The organism is Maridesulfovibrio frigidus DSM 17176, assembly GCF_000711735.1.
Classification (GTDB): domain Bacteria; phylum Desulfobacterota; class Desulfovibrionia; order Desulfovibrionales; family Desulfovibrionaceae; genus Maridesulfovibrio; species Maridesulfovibrio frigidus.
On sequence record NZ_JONL01000009.1, the window covers coordinates 56,370 to 78,256 of the forward strand.

At 48.9% G+C, this 21,887-nt stretch carries 1 protein-coding gene; it reads right to left on the reverse strand.

Annotated elements, in window-relative coordinates; all coding sequences use genetic code 11:
• Nucleotides 1–85: 85 nt before the first annotated feature.
• The gene (locus tag BR06_RS0116265) at nucleotides 86–21,865 is read right to left on the reverse strand and encodes a calcium-binding protein (RefSeq protein WP_031484953.1); all 21,780 of its coding nucleotides are present in this window, start codon (nucleotides 21,863–21,865) and stop codon (nucleotides 86–88) included.
• Between the last annotated feature and the right edge of the window lie 22 nt (nucleotides 21,866–21,887).

The window sequence follows — 21,887 nt, forward strand, 5'->3', positions numbered from 1 at the left end:
ATAATGAGTTCAAAGTTTGACTGAACTGTTTAAAAACACACTTTGTATATTAAACAGCAAATATTTTATATCACTGTAGACGACTTTACTGCCCGTTACCTGAAGGAGTTTGAATTACAGGGTCCACCTGCGAAACTACACCATCAGGAGTTCCCCCCACGGGTTGTTGTCCCTGTAAAAGAATCTCCCCTTCGGGGGTAAATGCAGGTGCAGCTTCACCGGGCAGTACTATGCCGGGAGAGTCGTCAGGAAATTGCAGCAACCCACCGGCATTGCGGCCTTCAAGTGCTGGCAAGCCGCCAATCCCTAAACCGCTTCTCGGTTCTCCTGTTTGCCTATCAACAGGCCTGAGAGACTGAATAGCTGTTTCAGGATTAAGCAAATCTGCGCCGCCATCACCACCCATTCCGTCAAAAAGACTTCCGATTTGACCTAACCCTCCGGTAGCTGCTCCGCGGCCAATGCCACCGAACAAGCTTCTAGCATTACCTGTGCCGTCTCCAACACCTTCAAATGAAGCATCACCTACAAGACTTCCTCCGGTGCCAAGTCCATAAGCTGCTACATCGCCAACTATGCTGCCTCCGGTAGCAACAGGATTGCTGGTAGAAGGAGTCGTGCCGGGTTGATTGGATTCACCCGACTGGTTTTGACTAGGAACGTTAAAAAGTTCCTGTAGAATCAGCTGCGGAGAACCGTTTCCAAAAATATCGCCAAGCACTGATCCTGGTGCATTAAAATCTCCCAGCGGGTCAAGCCCATCCGGCCCGTTGTCCGGTCCAAAAGGATCATTTCCAAGATCATCTGCAGCAATCCTGTCTGCAATATTTGCCAGCTGTACTGAATCAATTCCAATTCCAGTTCCAGTTCCAGTTCCCACATCTACAGAAGTATCAGGAACAACTACAAGTGGCGGAGGAACAACGAATCCTGTTCTGAAACGGACTACACCTTCACCGGTAATGCCGTGCAAAGGATCAGTTACAGCATCAGGGTCAAAGCTGAAGCTGTCAGCATTGGTAACCATAACAATATCGCCATCCCCATCAACAATGACACCGGGATCAATAATTGTTGCGCCGCCCCTGGCCCAGATGTTGACACCTTCACCGCTAAGTGCGGAAAGGTTATCGACCTCAATATTCAAGGCACTTCCTGCGGTCTTACCTATCATTGCGGTAGCGTCTGCGTACATAGTTTCCGCCACAATGTTGAGACCTGCGCCGATGAAATGTTCAGGGCTGAAATCGGTTGGCAGTTCATCGAAACCATTACTGATTGATCCGTCCTGCGCAGTAAGTCTTACTTCGCCTTCAGTTATCAACGACCCGACACTCATTTCCTTAGCTGAAACATAAGTAATGGTTCCATCACCAGTAATCAACGCGCCACCGATGCCCTGATCCGTTACAGAATCAGGCTGGATACGCATGGCAATGTCACCAGCGGTGGAAGTTACCGTGATGGCATTGGCTGCATCAGCCAGCATATTTCCAGTCTGAACAATGGATGCCCCTGTTAAATCGATATCTCCGTCAGTAGCAGTAAGCAGACCGTCTCCGGTCAGGTAATTGATGCCGCCGGCAGTTATGGAAACAGACTGTCCAGTAACTTCACTTGAAGTGGTTACATCGTCTCCGCTTATAGCAACTGCTCCGGCTGCGGTTACGGCCTGATCGATTACAGCGTTACCAACAGTAGACAATGTTACGCTGCCGCCGCTTGACTGAATGCCTCCGGCAGCAAGACCTAACCCGCCGACTCCAGCGATATTGATATTGCCACCAGCTGCGGCTGTTACAGCTCCATCTACATCAAAAGCATTTGCAACTTCTCCGATATCCACTCCGGCACTAAGGTTGATAACCCCATTAATCGAAGTGACATTTGCTCCTGCGCCTGCAGTATTGTCAAAAATGGTTCCGGTGCGCGATGTTACCAGCGCATTACCTTCAGCAGTTACAGAGGAGACTCTTACGTCAGTCTGCGCGTCCAGCTGAGCTGTTCCGGTTGTAGAAATGATTGTTGCACCGTCTGCCTGCGTAACTCCTCCGGTGGAGGATGAGACACTTACACCAGAATCAGCCTGAACATTTGAGCTTGCGCCCTGAGCAATATTTCCACCAGCCAGCAATGTTGCGGTGCTATCAGCTGCAACCACATCCCCGGTCAGGGTAATGGTTCCGGCAGCCTTAAGAGCTACTGCCCCGGATGTTGATATCAGATTACCTGCCCCGATGGTCAGGTCTGCCATATCAGCAAGGTTGATTCCGCCTGCGGTGGCTGTCCCGGTCAAAGTTCCGGTAATCGCTGTTTCAAGAGCATCGCCGCCCTCAACACCAATTCCGTTTGCCGCATTAAGGATTGCGTTTCCACCGACAACGAGGTTGGCGGCGTCATCGCCATTACCATCCAGAATAGCTCCGCTTGAACTGGTCAAATTCATATTGCCAGCCGACGACATGTTGGTCAGCAGCATGCTTGTCTCAGTTACTGCAACTAGGTTTCCGGAGGTAGCTTCTATGGAAGAACCAGCGGCCATATTAATGGTTCCGGTTCCGGCATCAAGATTTACGCTGCCGCCTTGAATTGATCCGTCAGCAGCTACGTTGATGCCCGGTCCGGTCACACCTACAACTCCGGTGGTGACCACATCGCCCTGAACTTCGACAGCATTGTCAGCAGCGAGAGTAATATTTTTGATGGTATTTACATCACCGACATACAAAGTTCCGTGAACGTCCAGATTAATAAGTCCACCGAAAGTTCCGAAAAGGGTAAAGTCTCCGGATATTTCAAGATCAAAGTCCTTGGAACGACCGATAACCTCTGCGCCCACATTAAGCTCAAGGTCAGTGGTTTCACTTGTGGTTAAAGCTGCGAGCATGTTGGCAGTGAGATCTATGTCCGCGTCTACAGGGCTGAGTTCGCGCAGATCACCGTTTGAAACCACCATGACCATACCGAAAGAACGTCCTGCGTTAATAGAATCAACATAAACATTACCACTCGTGTTGATCAGAGTAATTGCATTGCCCATCTTATCTGTGGTCAGAGCCATAGATTCCACATTCAAAGTAGAACCAGATTCAACAGTGAGGTTGCCCTCCCTAATCTGTGCGTTCTCAACGGTAAGGGTTCCGGAATCCTTGATAGTAAGGTTACCGACGCCAGTGATAGTAGAGTTGAGGTTGTCCACATCTGTGACCAGCTTGGTTTCACCTACAGATACTGTGGTTAAATTGCTGCCCCCGGCAATTGCAGTATCCACATTGGAAATAATAGTTCCGCCGGAGGTCAAGGTTACCCGGCCTTCGATAGGAGTATTCTCGACCTGCTTGATCGTTCTGACCCCGTCAGCCACTTCAATCATGCCGTCAACAACCATATTTCCGCCGGAAGTAAGGTTGATATACTCAGCATAGTTACCGGACACACCGTCTATAGTGTTTGTTCCGGTGGCCAGTGTCCCGGTGGTATTGATATCAATATCTCCGGTGGCCTTGAATGTGGAAGTAGTCAGATTTAGATCAGAATTCGTATCAAGATCAATCTCGCCTGTATTTCCACGAGCTTCAAAGTTAAAATTATCAACCTTACTGCTACCGATGCTGACCCTAATATCACTAGAAGGAGTAATGTGCACCTGAACAGTCAGATCATCCTTATTCGTGGTGGAGGTTACATCGATGAAAGAGCGTTCAAGCACTGAGTATCTTGCTTCTTCAGCTTCGGAAATGGACGCTCCTCCAGTTGTATAATAAGAGCCTGTACCATCAAGGTTGGAAGTCATAACGGTCCGCAGCTCCACTGCTGCACCCGGTGTATCAGGTGAGTACATGGCAGTCTGCGCGTAGCGTCCGCCAACAACAGCGCGTACCAGCTTACCCTCAGGAGTTTCCAGAACTTCATTACCACCGGCATCATGATAAACAACGTAGCCGAAGGTAGTGTCACGAATAAAGATTTTCTGTGAATTATCGGCCTGTGCAGTGATCTTCAGGTTATCCACATTGGAACCGTCAGAAGAAGTAATATTTCCGCTTACAAGCACATCACGGCTGGAGATAAGTTCCAGTGTGCCGCCGCCGAAAACGAGATCATTTTCAAGCTTAATGGTTTCACGGGACTCTAAAGTGATGTTGTCCGCTGCATAGGTTGACGTAGTGGGCAGAATGAACTCAGTACCCGAACGCAAGATGAGGTCATCCTCAGCGTCCACGTTTACTTCAAGGTCCAGCTTCTTGGCTGCGTCAAGCTCTACACCTGAACCGCCCCAGACTCCGCCGGCACCGAAAGTATCACGGATAACCACACTGTCAGCGGTTGAGCGCAGGGTCAGCTTGGAGTCAGCACCTTCCGCACGAGCGGTGTACCCGAGGATTACACCGTCAGAAGTGATGGAAACATCGCCGTCTCCAGTCCTCACATCTGTTATGGTGAGGTCGGCTACAATGTCACCTATGTACTCAGTGTTGATGAAAGAAATATCCCCGGCTGTGCTGGATATGGACTTCAGTTCATTGATACGTGTTGAAATATTTTCAATTCCAGTCTCTGCGCTGATGGTCAGCTGATCAGTGAAGATATTGGGATTTACTCCGTTATCAATACCGAAAACTAGTCCTCCAGAAATTATTTCCAGATCACGCCGTTCGCTGAGAACCTGAACATCCTTGATGCCTACATCACCCAGAGCAGTAACTGAGATTTCACCTTCGCCCGCAATAACCCTGCCTAGATTCACGCCGTCCGCGCTGATATCATTAATGGTGATATCTCCGCCTTCGTAGGAACTAAGGTTTAGGGTGTTGGCAATGGTGGTGATATTGATGGCACCAGGCACTTCAATAGTCACAACGTCACCGATCATTCTAGACTCATCGCCGGTGACATTAATGGAATCCTGAACCTCGATGGTTACATCACCTTCACCGCCCTCGCCTACTGCGATGGTATTGTAAGTAACGCCTGCGTTGTAGACCTTGATGCGGATATCGTCATCGTCGGTCATGCCGCCTGTGGTCAGTCGTCCGGCATTCAGAGCGCCGAAAGTAGTCACGTCAATGGAACCGGAAGCAGTATCAAAGTCGGTTATGATCAATGCCTTGTCATTATTAATGACCAGTCCACCGCCGACAGTATTGGTCACTGCCAAAGAATCGATTGAGGTGTTGGCCTCAAATCCATCCTGACTAAGTCCAGTCAACTCGGCAGTAGTGATAACGCCACCAGTCTGTCTGATTGCCCCGCCTTCTGCGGTGAGGGTTACATGATCAAGGGCAGTTATGGTGGTATCAGTGATATTCATATCACCGGAGTCTGTTCCGGCTGTGAGATTCACAAAACCTTCAGCCGCAGTAACTTCGAGTAAGCCACCTGCGTCTCCAGTGAATGCGCCACTGCCGTCTTCAAATCCGGCATCGATATCGATAAAATTGGCGGCCTTTAAATGTCCACCGAGCTTAATGTCATTTGCAGCTTGAACAACAATGCTGTCCTTGGTGGTGATATCACCGTCCATGATGGCATCACCGCCAGCTTCCACAACCACACCTGTTTCATCCAGAGTGGTTATAACGGAACCGGCATCACCGATGGTTATGTTGTTTTCAGCAACAAACTTAACTTCACCGGATGAGGTTATCAGCGATTCGGCTGCAATGCCGCCCCCTACCGGAGCCTTACCGTTAACAGTAATGTCACCGCCTGCGGTGAAAGTAACCGTAGAATCAACACCGGAGCCTGTCACCAAGCCGGACACGGAAATATCGTCAGCAGTTACAACATTGATATTGCCTACTGCGTTAAGGGCGTCCTGTTCAAATTCACCCCAGTTAACCATACCACCATCATCCAGAACCCGCTCAGTGCGGTTGACGACAACATCTTCAAAGATAGGATTGTTGCGCCATATGGTAACGGACTTTTCCTGAACGACCTTAGTCACGTCATCATAGGTACGATAGATCGGACGGTTGGAATAACGATCTGTGGTATCGGACACGTACTGGTACTGTAATGTACGGCGATCATCGCTGACATTATTCCATGTGGATTCCCAGTCGTAGTTGTAATCCTTAAAATCCTCGGTGAGGGTCTTACTAAACGCTTCAGGCGCTGCTTCCTTGACCCACCCAGTAGAATTTCCGGAATAATTGGTTACTACTCTAAAGTCATCACCACTATAAGAAGTCCAATAAGCGTCATTTTCCCCCCCCGTGGCCCAAATAATACCATAAGAACCGTTAACGTCTGTATCGTCATACCAAACTGCATTCCAATCAACGACATCAAGACCAATATCAAGAAATTCAGTGCCGCTGAACTTGCCATCTGTCCAAACCTGTAAATATTCAAATTCAGCAGTACTATTAATCTTAACATGTCCAGCGGTACTACTACTCGTACCCGAAGTATACTTTCGCTCGACAAAACCGGCCCCGTTCACATGTGTTATTGCAAGCCCTTTCGGATCGATATCAACGCCATAAGAATCGTCTCCTGCTTCGTCAATACCAACATCAACATTGTGGGTATTAGTCACAATCTTGCCGCCGACGCTGAGAGTTGTGTCAAAATAACTGACAGTTGCAGTGGCTTTCAGATCCGACTTATTGGATGTTTCAGAGCTGAGACGTGTTGCATCAGTACTGTCAGCGACCCAGAGTGGATCGAAATAATGATTGACCTGACTAGCTCCGGTACGTCCGTCATAGACTTCATAAAAACGATCACCTGTGCTAGCCACATAGCTGACATCCCAACTAGCATCTACCCCATCATAATCAGTGACGTCATATGATTCATATAAGGCTCCCCACGGTTCATCCACATCATAGCTAGAAGAACGGTGCGCCGAAGAAACCTGAGTGTATTTTACAGTAGCCTGATCCTGATAGCGTCCCACGACCACTTCAGAAACTACGGCCTCGCCTTGAGTCACAACTCGTAATACATCAGCGGCTGCGCCCTGCTGCATGCGGATATACTTGTCTTCCCAGCCAGACACAACGATGTGCACTATCTCAAGATCATTATCCTTCCATGCCGGAGTCCAAATGTTCTTGGTGGGGTTACCGTTTTCAACAACATGACGTTCAGGATTGGAGTAGGAAAAATCGTATAGACGCATGTAGCCAAGATGCTTGAGTACCGCATCCTGCTGTGCGTCAGTAAGAGTGTTGAAAGGACTATAATCGGCTACGGGGCTTATCGCACCTGTGACGCTCCAATTTACGCTGGCATTGTGATAATCAACACCTTCTACAAACCATTCACGCAGAGTGGTGCCATTGTAGTAGGCATCCTGAGTGAGGGTTACATCCATTGTGAAATATTCGATACCGGACTTAACTTCTTCAGTACCGACCTGATCTGTCAAAGTGGTAGCTACCCAGCTAACTTCCGGCATTAGGATAAATCCGTCTGCAACTTTCTGGTAACCGTTAGGAATCTGTACGGTCACGGCCCTGTTGGTAATGATGGGGGTAAGCAGAGCCTTCTGCCCGTCTCCGAGAGCAGCAGTAGCATCAACTTCAAAATCACCACCGGTAATGATATTGATATCGCCCTGCGCGTTTAAACTGCCCTGTCCAACTACCTGCACCAGAGCATCACCGAGAATCGCTACATCAACAGAGGAAGCCAAAAGCTGTTCCTGTGTCCAGTCGGCAGTGATGCCGCCCCGTACATCAATATCACCCTGTGAACTTAAAACTCCACCCATGATAGCAGAGGTAATTCCGTTAATTACAATCCACGAATCAGAATCACGGCTGGCGCTGATGTTACCATCAAGACGGACATTGTCACCCTTGATATGAACACGATCAGCAGCAGAGATAATTCCCTTTCCGTTAAGGCCATCATCTCCGGATACCAGCACGTTTCCAGTCACGTTAATTTCAACTTGACCTGAATCGGCATAGGTGCGGATCACGCCTCCAGAAAATACGGAAGCAGAGTTACCCTGCACGGTAACCTTTTCAACAGCATTGACCAGTCCAGTAACGGCAACGGTTCCAATTGTAGAAGTTGCAGTCACAGTAACAGGATTCGTAGTCACAGCTCCGTCAACGGACTTGGGCCTACCCACCTGACCGCCGAGATAAACATCTGCTACGCCTTCAAAAGTTATAGTTCCGCCCTCGCCCACATCAAAAGTGGCACCGGAAAGGCGGATAGGATCGCCGCCCTTTACAGGCTCAACGCCATCGGCAAGTTTCACACCGCTTGCATCAACATTGTCGCCGTCTGCATCGACCAGATTACCCAGCCCATCCATAAGCTTATCTTCTGCATCGAGGAAAAATCCTGTTATAATATCACGCTTATAAACATGGTCGCGGGAAAGTATGGACTTGCCGGAATCATCGTCTCCGCCAATTACAGTAATGGTCTTACCTGCCTCAGTGATGCCGTCAAAGAAAGCAGTATCACCAGCATTGATGGTCACGGTTCCTTCCGCATCTGGAGCTTCAGTGAAACCGTAGAGTGAAATGCCATGATCAGTATTGATGGTCACATGACTGGCTGTTGCGTCAGCTTCCAGATCACCTACAGCGGAATTTGCGCTGATGGATGAAAGGGAATTCTGGTTCACAGAAATGTCGTTGCTTCCGCCGACTACATCAATGGTCAGGTTACCGGAAGATTTGAGGTTACCGGCTGCCGCTGCGTTAAACCCGTCAGAGTCGATAGCATCCCCGCCGATATTGAGCCGCTCGATTGCGTCAACATCAAGAACAGAGTCAGCTCCGGTCCATGTGGTTCCGCCTGTTACAGTCGCCCCCGCAAGCACGGAGCCCATGACTGTTACGGTGGAACCTTCGAGGGTAATCTTACTACCTGCATCTGATGTACCGACTAGAATCGCTGAACCGATGGTCAGACTGTCGGCAGCGTCAAAGAAGATAGACCCAGTACCCTGAATAGTTGCGCCTTGCTGATAAAGCTGACCGTCCGGCAATGTATCATGACCGGAAGCCACAGCAACCTTGGAAGAAGTAATGTTACCATCAGAAGTAACCCTAATGGTCGACTCGGCATTATTCACTTCGATTGCGGCATCAAAAATTTCAACAGAGTTTCCTGCGTGCAGAGCCAGATCATAATCAACAGAAACATCACCCTGAATGGTGAGATTGTTGTCTGCGGTAATGGAAACTTCAGCACCTGCTCCGTTAGAAGAGACTGATTCAATTACGCCCTGAATATCAATATTCTTACCCGTGATAGTCAGCGGAGTATTAGCGGTGATGCGCCCTGAAGTCTTGGCTAAGGTAACATCTCCGAATTCGGAATCAATGTTCACGGCTGCAAGTGCATTGCTACCCGAGCCGACAACACCGTCAATGACCACATCATTAGCCCCATTTAGGGTTAATGTGCCGCCGCCTCCGGTGGAGAGGATCTTGGCAGTGCCTTCAATCTTGAGACTTTCCTGACCAGTTGACTCAGTTGTTCCGCCGGTAAGGACAACAGAATCATAAGCTTCGAGAGTCCCGCGGATTTCAAGGCGGGTATCGGAGTTAAGAATGATGTCAGAGCCAACACCGCCAGCGATGACGTTCCCCTTGATTACGCCATTTTCACCTGCGTTGAACTCAATGGAACCGTTAACGGTTTCAAGAACTCCTGTGGCATCAAGATCGATATCAACACCGTCAGCAGATGTGCCGGAATACATGTTGATGGCCTTATTAGCGATAACCTTACCACCTACGTAAATCTTATCATTAGGTCCGTCTTCCGCGCCGAGGTTGACCACGGAGCCAGTATTACGAGCGTCAATGGCGTAGTAAAGACCTGATTCCAGATCGCCGGAAGCTAGGTCTAGTCCGAGGTAATCTCCGTTCACAGAACTATCAGCAATAGTTATTCCGTAAGGACCAGTGAAGTTAAGGCGTCCGTCACGCAGCTTTAGCTCCATGTCAGGATCAACCTGAGCTCCGGTTGTAGGATCGTCAGCAAAGTCAGCGTAGGTGTCACCCACAACAAACTCAGGGACATCGGAACGGGTCACGGTCCATGTGGCTGCTTCAAGAGCTGCCGTCACATCGGCCATGAGATCGTTTAAGGAAGTATTGTCCGCAGTATCTGCCGCAGAGATGGTCACAGACGCAGTGATATCGTGACTGACCTTATCGAGCACTATGTCGAGGGTCACGTCATGAGGCAGTGTTCCTGCTGCGTTGTAAGGCCACGCGTCTGCAAGGATTTCGTTGGTATGACCAGGAGCCAGCACGTCTATGCGACCCGGCGCATTCAGATTGATGGTGGAATTCTCCATCCATGTCTCAAGCTGGGCAGAACCAAGCAACACGATTCCCTTACCGGAATGATTGGTAGAACCGTCAGCCGGATCAGCCTCAACTGGATCAACTCCGCCAATAAGATCTATGGACTGTCCAGCCTTGAGTCCTACACCCACGCGAATCTGGTTATCAGCTTCGATCTTAACCCTGGAAGCTCCGCCAAAAGTTTCAATGTAACGACCCTGAACCGCTCCGCTAGCATCACGAACTGTCTTTATTTCACCACCAGCAGCAAGGAGCCCCATTATTTCGGCATCCTGATCAGCTATTACATGGATAAGACCATCGACCTTCTTGACCGCAATTTCGGATGCACCTTGAATGCGTACGCCCGTGCCGCTATCATTTGAGCCACCCTGAATAGTCAGATCACCTGCTGAGTGAATGTAACCGCCTGTTACAGTGGCATCGCCATCTTTATTGACGGTATTACCACCGATGAAAGCCTGCCCTGCAACATTTATGTTGGTAGTTCCTTCGGTGCCGGACCAATCAATGTGCTGAGAAAGAAGAACGCCTTCGTCATCAAAAGTTTGAACCAGTGAGCCGCCAGCAACCATAGTTCCCATCATTTCCATATTGCCGGAACCAGTAACAATGATGTTACCGCCCACTCCGTTATAACCACGGGCAGTCATGCCTCCTGCAGTGGTAACGAGCAGTCCCATATCGTTATCTTCAATACCGGGAGTCCCGCCCTTTACTATGACATTACCGGCAGCAAGAAGTCCGGTATCAACATTAAGTTGTGAACCGGCGCGTACTGTGAGATCTGCGCCCTCACCGGACCAGATAACTCCGCTAGTACCAACAGATCCACCCGCGACCAGTACACCGTAGAGATCAACGTCCGCGGAACCGTCAACGAGGATATCGCCATCAGCAGCGGCTGTACGCAAAGTGGAAGTTCCATGTACGTAAAGACTTGAACCGTGCTGGTCCATACCGTTCACGTCCGTGCCGTCTAACTGGATACCGCCAAGAATCTTAAGTTCCTTGTCTGCGGTCACAAAACCTTCCACATAAGTGAAAGTATCAGACTGCAAGGTGATGCCGGAGTCCGATCCGATAGCAGAAACATTACCGCGTAAAATAAAATCATCGGCAGAGGAAAGAACTACCTGCTGATTGTCACCGAGGGAAACGATTGTTCCGGTAACCATAAGGCCGTAACCGGAATTATGGTCCTGTAAATAATGGTCCGGGCTGATTCCCTTGATCATGTCAAAGTAAGCCTGCTTGTTGTAAATAGAATAAGCGGGGCTGTAAGAAATATGATCAGGATCACCATAATCTTCGTTATCGTGCACCCCTGTGCCGGATGAAACGGTCAGCCCGTCAGCAGTTCCGACAGAGCCGCCCAACAGCATTTCGTTGGCAGATATCAAAACGATATCCGCTCCTGCGCCAATGAGTTCAGGAACAGGCTTGCCGTCCACATCATTGTAACGAATCCCTGCGCTAACGGCTGAACCGGCGTTAATAGCCAGCACTCCGCCTGCGTTAATGTCAATCAAGCCATCCGCACTACGAGCAGCAACAGTGGCCGCTTCCTTAAGCAAAAAGTCAGTTCCCACATCTATATCAATGGTGGAGCCTGCGCCATGGGCTTCAATGAAGCTGCCTATCTGCATAGCCTTTGTGCCGTCGATATCTATTGTGGAGTCGGCATTAAGGGACTCAATGCGGGAGCCTACATCCATAAAGACGGAAGTCACGCCATTTGGAGGAGCAACATAAAATCCGCTTGCGGGTCTATTAACGCCACTGGTGGCAGTGACATCGATATCAACAAGATCGTCTGCTACCAACCAGCCGCCTACGTGGAGTTGTTCGTCAGCCTGAACAATGACTTCCTTAGCTGTTACACCTGAATCAGGAGTACCAAGCGGATCATGAAAGTTCTGTGAGTTGATAGATACATTGTAACCGTGAAGTTCTACGGTATTTCCAGTTCCCTGCACATTACCCATTACAACGAGTTCATCTGATAGAAACACGGTGTGATCACGCAGGATTGCATCTTCGCTGCGCGGAGTTCCGGTCATCTTCACTTCCGTAGGAGTGTAGATATCACCGATAGTCATAGTGTTATCTGCGTTACGACGCCCAATGGTTACGAGATTGAACCCGTCTGCCAGAGCCGCGAAGTCGCGCAATCCCATATTTAATGAAGTAGTGTGGGTGCTGTTCAGTGTTTCGCCACCACCGATGGACTCGGCAGCGGTTCCTAGCAGATAATCCCAAGCCAATGAGTCGGCCTGAATGGTCAAATCACCCGAAGAAATAATCATATCTTCACCGGAAACGAAATCAACATCGTCAACGGTCAGCGTTATATTTGCGCCTTCTAAAATGGTGTGAATGTCACCGGACTCGAGAGTGAGCAACCCGTCAGTAGACTTCTGGGTCAGCAACAGATTGCCGTTACCGACTTCAATACCGTAGTCACTGCGGCCAGCCTGAATATCACTCAACCACTGCACGGAAGCTGCGTTATCCCAATCCAACTTGGATTCCCAGCGATCTTCGCCGTTGGCGGGATCAACATGCAATCCGGGATTCTCGTCACCGCTTAAAGTGCGCTGAACAATAATGTTCAGATCATCAGTTTCAGTGATGACAATATCACCCGAACCGATTTCAGAAGTAAGTGCGGTGAGCTCCATAACTGTGGTCAAAAGCGGTGCGGAAGTTGCCCCGATTCCATCCTTCGCCCGCAGTTGGAGATAACTTGCAGCTGCAATAATCTCAGATCCGTTGCCGTTAATGATGGCCCCATCTGCACTGACCATGCGAACCCAGCCACTGCCATCGCCCGCAAAATCAGTTCCTGCGGAAACCAGTACATCGGCATTTAAAGTAATATCAGCCCCGTCACCGTAACTGCGCAGATCCACATAGCCGCTGGAAGTGGCGGTGAGTCGTTCCGTCACATCTATGAAGTCAATGGAATCGAGGATTACATGTCCTGCCTTGATTTCACTGCGCATGTCGATGTTCTGCCCGATAACTCTGAATCCGGTAGTACCGATATCGGAAACATTATCAGCTTCAGCGGTATCATAAACAACACCGCCTCCGAAAGATTCAATCTCGCCACCATTAAAGTCTGCGCCGTCTCCGGCAAGGGTCAAACGGTCAAGACCGCTATCAAAATTTAGAACTTCACGGCCATTAGCAACCTGTCCGTTATACCCGACAGGACCGTTGTTCACGAACAGCGGAGTTTCGCGGGAAGTCTGAGTTACGATGACTTCGTCAAATGCGCCGCTGTTATCCTTGATGTTGATCGTTCCGGTTGCAAGAGTTGCTCCGGCACGTCCGGCGGTAACCTGATACTTATCATTACCACCCGTATCAACTATATCGGTAGTCCATTCGGTAAAGTCCTTAACCCGCACAACATCGTTGCCGGAACCAAGCTTCACATAATTGACCTTACCGCTACTGAGGCGGAACTCGCCGCCATCAGTATTGATGCCACTAACTCCGTTCCTACCGATGGACATATCCAGTCCGGTAGTCATGGATGAAAAATCAAGAGCTACATCGCCGACGTTATCTGAATATCGGTCGGAACCGAAATCATCGCCGAACACATAGGTATCATTACCTGCACCGCCCTCAAGAACATCGTCTCCGGTGCCACCATCAAGGGAGTCACTACCAGTCCCGCCGAAGAGCCTGTCGTTACCGGCCCCGCCGCGCAGGAAATCGTTACCACCTAGTGCGGTAAGCTTATCATCACCAGTTCCGCCCTCGAGTGTGGATGTAGCTGTTCCGCTCACAACGGTGATGGTATCATCACCCGCGTCACCGAAAGCAGATCCGCCTCCAGAGCCGATTAGGATGGTATCGTCACCTGCCCCGCCGCGCACATTCATGGAAACATCAGTTAGCAGAGTTGCATCTAGAAAGTCATCGCCTTCGCCCATATCAACTACGACATCGGTTACGCCGGTAAACGTCTGATACCAGTTGTCGAACTCAACATTAACAGTACCACTATCACCGCTGAGCCAGAACTGTTCACCGCTGTCCTTGGTGTCAAAATATTCACGGAGTCCTGCGTCAGTTCCTGCATTAAGATGCAAGGTGGAACCTTCCATATGGCCAAGATCAGGCTTCACGTTAGGAGCGTCGATAGAAATTTCAAACAAAGTGGTCTCAAAAAGCTCAATATCGACGACGGTCTTAGTTCCTACCACAGGAATCTTGACCTTTACATAAGCTCCGGCAGAAGCGACTGCTCCCGCAGTGGTATTAAAAAGAGCCTCTGGGCCGCCGTAGTCGACCATGGTGAGAATTTCAGACATACGAATCTTACCGTCAGCTTCCCAGTCCACGTCGGTAACATACCCGTCAGCATCCTTAGTCAGGGTCGAGCGGGCAATATCCTGCAAATCAAAATCAGCAAAGAAAGTAATCGTACCGACGAGTCCGGCCTTTACGATTCCGGCACTAACTCCAGCCTCAATCCCGACATCAAGATCAAAGGACAGTTCCGGCTTCTCCTCTCCACCAGTTCCCGGCACAATAGAGCCATCGGCAAATTCTGGCAGGGTAACATCGGAAACATAGAACCCGTCAAAGGCATCCAAAGCATCTCCGGTCTGAAGAGACTTCTTGATACCGGCAGTATCATATCCAAAAGCTAAATCAGCAGTGGCGGTCAATCCGCCAATAGCCATGATCCCGAAATCTGCCGGTCCGAGCTTAAGCCCGGCAATAGGAACACGGAAAGAAGCCTCAGCAACCAAAAGCGGCATTTCATAAGTGAAAAGAGTGGCATCCCCTCCGGTGAGAACATTCATCCAGTTAGAGATGTCGGTGACATATTCAAGAGACTTAAAGCCTGATCTAGCTGCGTCTCCGGCAGAACCGCTGCCTTGCGCCTTACCTTCAAGAGCTGAAACATTGGATTCAAGAGCTTCAGGCAGATCAACAAGACGTTGCACTACGGTAACATTGTCGGAACCTAGATTCAAAATGTCGCCGAGAATGATGACTCCGCCAGCTGCGGACCAACTGCGCACAGTATCCGGCATCTCCAACATGAAACGGGCTGCTTCAACAAAAGCCCAGTTAACAGCAGGCTTGTTCTCCAAAATCATGATGATATCGATGAGATCCATCACATTATTCACGCCAAGTGCATCAAGGCCGGAAATAGGTGTATAAAGGCCATCTACAATAGGCTTAATCGGAGTCAGAATATCCTCAATCTGCTCAGTTATGGGCAGCAAGAAATCATCCACAAGCGAATCAACGTCAACACCGAGGTTTTCGATATTGATAACCGGAGCTGTTGCGCCGTTTGCCAGTGTCCAGTCCCAATCAATGGTCAGATCACCCACCAGTTTAGGCATAGCTGCTACGCCGTCAACTTCCAGCACCACGCCGAGATTCAGCTCGCCATCAACAAAAAACTCGGGAACAAAAACCTTGCTGGCAGGCTGGGAAGAAATAAAATTATTGGTCATGCGACCGCGGGAATCACCCTTGAAATCTATGTCGAGTCCACCGTAAAGACCGCTAGCCTTGCCGCCGCCGATACCGTTATCGGTAAGAGTGGCCTTAAAAAAGGCGAGCTGTCCGGTCCCAACAAAAGGATCTACAGCGGTTGTGCTTGGATCTCCGTCAAGGAAGACGTTGACGTCAACTTCAAATTCAGGGTCGCTGCCGTTATCGGCAACCATGTAAAAGCCGTCAGTTCCACTGATTCCAGTACCGAAATCAAAGGACCAGTCAGCGTCAAGGCCGAAACCTCCGTCAATATCAAACTCAAACCCCGGCAGTTCGATATCCAGCGGAATGTCAACACCAGTGGCCACAATGGAACCACCGAGCTGCATATCAAACTGTACTGCATCCACATTATCAGGCAGGTCACCGCCTGTGGTCCAGTCGCCAAGGCTGACCTGATCAATGTCATACCAGCCGACCAGAACGTCATTGATATCTATAATGGCGTCTCCGGTAGAATCTTGAAGGATATCCAGACCTGACTCACCGAAAACTTCGAAGTAGCTCATGCGCACAAGCTGAATCAGACCGCCTTCAATCGAAAGATCAGCTCGCAAATCAGCAAGCAGATCAATGCGGATATCACCTAAGAATCCGCTGAAATCGCCTAGAACATCACCGATAATGGGCAGGTCTACAGTAAAGCTATTCAGGAAAATATCCTGCAACGCACCTAGGCTGAAATCTATGCCGTCAATGAAAAGTCCGGGATTCTGGAGAATAGACAGCAAGTTAAAATTTCCGCCCAATCCCTGAAAAAATCCGATAATATCCGGAGTATCAATACTAAGGGAAGGCAGATCCGGTGGATCAGGCAGGGTAAGCCCGTTAAGGAAATCACCGAAATCTATGTCCGGCAAAACTTCAATGTGCATGGGACTTGGCAGATCGAATTCAAGACCCGCAAAATCCATACGCAAAGGCAAGTTGATATCCATATCACCTGCAACCACAGGGATTATGTTGAACTTAATATCCTCTGTTCCGAGATAAAAACGACCGTCATTTTCAGGCAGAGCATCCTTAATTTCCTGCGGCACTTCTGCACCGAGAGCATCAGGTGCAAGCTGATCCAGACGTACGGTGAGAGTTGCAAAATCATGGGTATCCACATCGCCATCACCGTCGATGACAACTGTTCCGCCCTCAACGCCAAGGGTCATAGGCCCAACTTCAAAATCCATGTCCATGTTATTTCCGGCAACTCTAAAACCGAGTTGACCGTAAGTTCCACGGGCCTTGTCAGCAGAAACTGACTTTTCACGGGAAATCTGAATATCCACAAAAGCCGCTGTTGCTGCAGCGGTAACCGCATCAGCTGCGGTAGTACGTTCACCGACAAACAGTTCAATATCAATACTCAAATCAGTTTCAAGCTGGGCTTCAAGAGCCAAAAGAGCTCGCTGACGATCAGTGAGCAAGGATACGGCTTCGCTACCACCATCAATGGCGGAAACAACTACAGCCTGCAAATAGGTTACGGTTTCGCCGCCAGCCTCGGCTGCGTCAATGGCTGCCTGAAACTCAGCAAGAATGTTGGCATACATTCCGGCAGTAACTTCACTGGAATCTGCAACAAATGGAACACCGCTGAGGTCGGCTGAAGTAACCTGCTCAATACGTGTTTCATCATAATCATAAAGGAAAATTTCAGGTTCAAGACCGGAAGCAAACTGGATTCCGGCATCCACCTGCAATTCAAACATCCCTTCGAGAAGGATGTTAGCCGCGGCTCCTGCGCCGAGCTGATCGGAAAGCGTATCAATTCCATCAAGTCCAGGAATGGCTCCCCCGGCAAGATCCTGAAGCTGCTTGAGATCAACATTGAAAGTAACCAGCTTAGACATGACCTGACCGTAATCCATGTGCATGTTCAGCACATCACCGTCAAGGTAAAGAGAAAAAGCTTGATCCTGCTTGTCTAGAGAGTTGTTGTCGTTCAGGCCGAAAGCATCTTCAAAGATAGCTTCCGCCTGCTGGATGGAAGCAGCTGGATTCTCAGCAGCAATCTCAAGCTGAGCTGCAAAGTCATCAACCACGCTGAACGCTTCCATGAGAGAAAAATTCAGAATGGGCAAAATAGCGGTATAAAGCTCACTGCTACCGAAAGCATCGCCTACAAAATCAATGCCCATGCGCACTGCCTTAACAATATCAAGAAAAGAGAGTTCCTGAAATGCAAACCCGTCACCCAGATCAGGAATGACAGTTATGGTGTCCGATGAAGTGGCCCCGCCATCAGCAACCAGCTTAGCAAGATCAAAAGATTCGGTAACGTCCTGCTCCACCTTTACGGTAGTGCCGGGGCTTACGATATCCTGCACGTAGATGGCTATTTCAGCATCAGGTGCCAGCGGTAAATCGGAACCTACGCCGGGATCAATAGTCAGTGACTTGATAGAAGCAGACCCACTACCCACAAGAGTCATGGTCAGAGAATCAAGGAACGTGCTACCGCGCATTTCAGTAGTTGTGAAACGAGTATCTCCGCCGGACTTTTCAAGGGAACCGCTAGCTGTAGAAGTGGCCTGAATGGCTGATCCGCTACCTGCTCCCCCTGCTGTTATACCAATGAAACCTAGATTAGCAGTAATTTCAGGATCACTGGCCGCAGCGTTCATGGTAGCATCAACGGTTACATCTTCAATACCAATCTGGAAACCTTCACTTAATACGTAATCTGAGCCTGCGAGATCACCAGTTGCAGCTTCGGTAAGCTCCAGAGTTGTCCCATCAGTTACGCTGGCAACGGTGTAACTATTGCCGTCAATATCAAGGGAGTAGCCCACCATGGCAGCAGTAAAGCTGGCTCCGGCGGAAGTGAAAGTGGTGGAACCGTCAGTCAGTGCTCCGTCATTTCCAGTTGCAGTCAGACCATCAAGATCGAAGAAAAGATTTAATCCACCCTCAACGGTAGCGCCGATAGTACCCTTGGCTGAAGTTTCAAGTCCTGCCAAATCACCCATGTCAAAATCAAAAGCGATATCGCTTTCAATATCAGCAAGAGTATGGCTGAACTCTAACGGAACCGTGAACTTCTGCTCTGCCAGATCATAAGCAATTGAAAGCCCGCCGAGTACTCCGGAACTGTTCACCGCAGTGACGAATTCCTGAACTGTCTGAATCTGTTCCTGAGCCATGTGAACCTTGAAATTCACATCGGCAATATCAGCACTAAACCCCTTGGACAGGGTTAGAGTGTCGCCATCTATGCCACGAATTTGACGTGTACCTAGACCTTCGAAAGTAACATACTGTTGTAAAAGATCGTCACTGAAAGTCTGCCCTGCCACGGTAAATTCAACAGAATCAGCAGTCAGTGAACCTGAAAGACCGTCAACCGAGACGACTAGAGAACGATTGAAATCAATCTTTGAGTATATCTCCTGGTTAAACCCTTCAGCAAAATTAAAGACCTGATCAAGTGAGGATTCCATAAAAGGAATACTCTTGCCTAGTCCGTCCGAATTGCGGATGTCATCCAGCATGGTCAGAAAGTTGGGAAACATGAGAATCATGTCGCCGACAGAAACATCGGTGAAACCAGCAAATGGATCAAAATTTTCAGTGGTATAAGTAAAAGCGTCAGTTGAAGTCAGCGGCGTTCCTTCAATGATGATACGCGGTGTTCCAGCACCGGTAATTTCCGTGCCTGCAAGAGAGGCAAAAACAGGAAGGTTCACTGTCACGGTATCAGTAGTGGTCGTATGCGCAAAATTGTCACTACCATCAGTAATGATGGAACCAGCAAGATTGATCACCGCAGTGGCTTCGGTTCCAACCTTACCAAGGCTAACTTCAAGAGGTCCGTAATTACCGGAAACAACGAGATCATTCACGCTGGCTGAAGCTGTGTAATCCATGGAATTGAGAGTAAAGTCAGCTTCGCCCATGTCCCAATCGACAGCAAAATCAAAATCAACTGAATTTGAAACATCAACATCAACAACCAGATCACTGTCCAGTACCAAACCTAACGTAGAGACCTCTTCCCCTAAATCAATAGTCACCGACTCAGTAGAAGAAAAAGTGTTGGCAAAACTTACTTCAAACCCTGAAGCAGTAATATCAATGTTCAGTGCACTGGGATCAACACTATCAAGAGTAGGAACCCAGTTGGTCTTCAAATAGTTGTACAGGCCAGTCATGGTGGGCACACCGTAAGTGGCTGTGTAGTCACCAAGAGGAATGGAGTCTACGCGAGTGTCCTGCTGATTCAAATAATGATCTATATAATCACCAAGTGCGAACATATCGTAGGAATCGAGCAAACTTTCAATGGAAATATTGGTGCCTGGAATCGTTTCAGCAAGCTTGCTGACGGATATGATATTTCCATCGTCATCGACAGAAGAAAGTAGGCTGTCACGCAAGGCATTGATGGAATCAGCCATTGTTCCAAGCTGACTCTTCAAACCCGAAGTAAGCTCCATATCAAAATCGGAAACCGCAAGTATATCTGCGGAAGCAAATGTAATGGTTCGCTCAGTACCGGAAATATCAAAAGTCTCGTTAACGGACTTTCCAAGAGTGTTCGCCTTTACGTAAGCAGTCGCGCTGACAGCAGAACCTGAACCTGCACCAAATGAAAAGTTACCGCCGCCGACAAAGGCATACTTGGCCACGTCACCGGCATCTTCTGCGATAATCATGGCCATCCAGCCATCCACAAGGTCAGCTCCGGTTCCGATGGAGGAAGAAATGCTGCTACCGTCTACATAAAAGCTGGAATCAGCCCCGCTACCCTGTTGCTGGATAACGAAGTTACCAGACATATTCGCAAGTCCGGCGATAGAAAGAGTCATCGCCCCACTGAACTTGGAAGCGGTATCCGCCTGCATATTAAGAGTAGTAGAGCCTATGGTGCGATTAACTGCGCCGGAAATAGTATTAAACTCATAAGTAACATTACCTGTCGCGGAAACATCAGCAACGCCGTTTACAGTGAGCATACCAGTCATAGTCCCAGCTGTGCCGCCGGAATCTGCAATATAAAGAGCACCGGAACCGTTAACCATAGATCCGGTTGCCCCTCCAGCACCAACAGAAATAGTCAGATCTGAAAAAAGTACATCAAAGCCGGAATCATCAGCGCTGCGCTTGAAAGTTAGTTCACCTTCAAGAGTCTGTCCGCCAATATCAAAACCACCAGTCACTACGACCTGATCTCCGGGAGCAGCTGTTGCAGCGAAAGTAGCAAGAGTCTCAAGTTCAGACGTTTCTCCTACGTCGCGCAGCAATCCGGCAGGGACTTCTTCAACAACAAGCTGAAGCTTATCTACCTGATAAACAGGCTTAAAATAAAGTCCATCACCGATGTACAAACCAGTATAAGTGGAAAAATTACCTGTGGCAGAACCGTAATTAACTATGTCAAAGACCTGTCCGGCTGTAGGGGTAAACCCGTTAATGAGATGTATATCAAGAGTTCCATCAAAAGAGGCTGCATCGTTAACGGTTATCTGGTCATAGCCGTTATCAATATCTCCAGCTTCGCCGGGACCTGCGGTAAGTCCGCCAATTTCCATGATCAGCGTTCCATCAGAAGCCTGAGTGTAGGTATCAACTGTCTGAAGTCCCGGTGAATTACCAGGGCTTACAGTTCCTTCATTAACGACGGTTCCGTTAATCTCACCGGTTCCGGTAAGGATTTCATCGGCGTCAATAATAAGGTCACTAGGAGCTTCAAGAATCTCATCTGGAGTGAGGTGGATGTCCGTAAGTCCACTTATATCAGGAAGGACATCCGCAAGAGCTGCATTTACCTCCGGCAGAACATTTTCAGGCGAAAGATCAACAAGTACTCCCTGAACTTCAGGCTCATACTCACCAATCCCCGAAAGTTCCACAACCGCTTGATCATCAACAGTAACAATTTCTCCGGCGGCTTCTTCCGAGCTTTCGGAAGACTCCTGTGCATCCACAGGCTCAACCATAGCTTCGCCTGAAAGCAGGATCCTTTGTTCTAATCTGTCAAAACACCAATTGTTAACCGGGGTATCAAATCTCTTGTTCATGGTTACCTCTTACGCATCCATG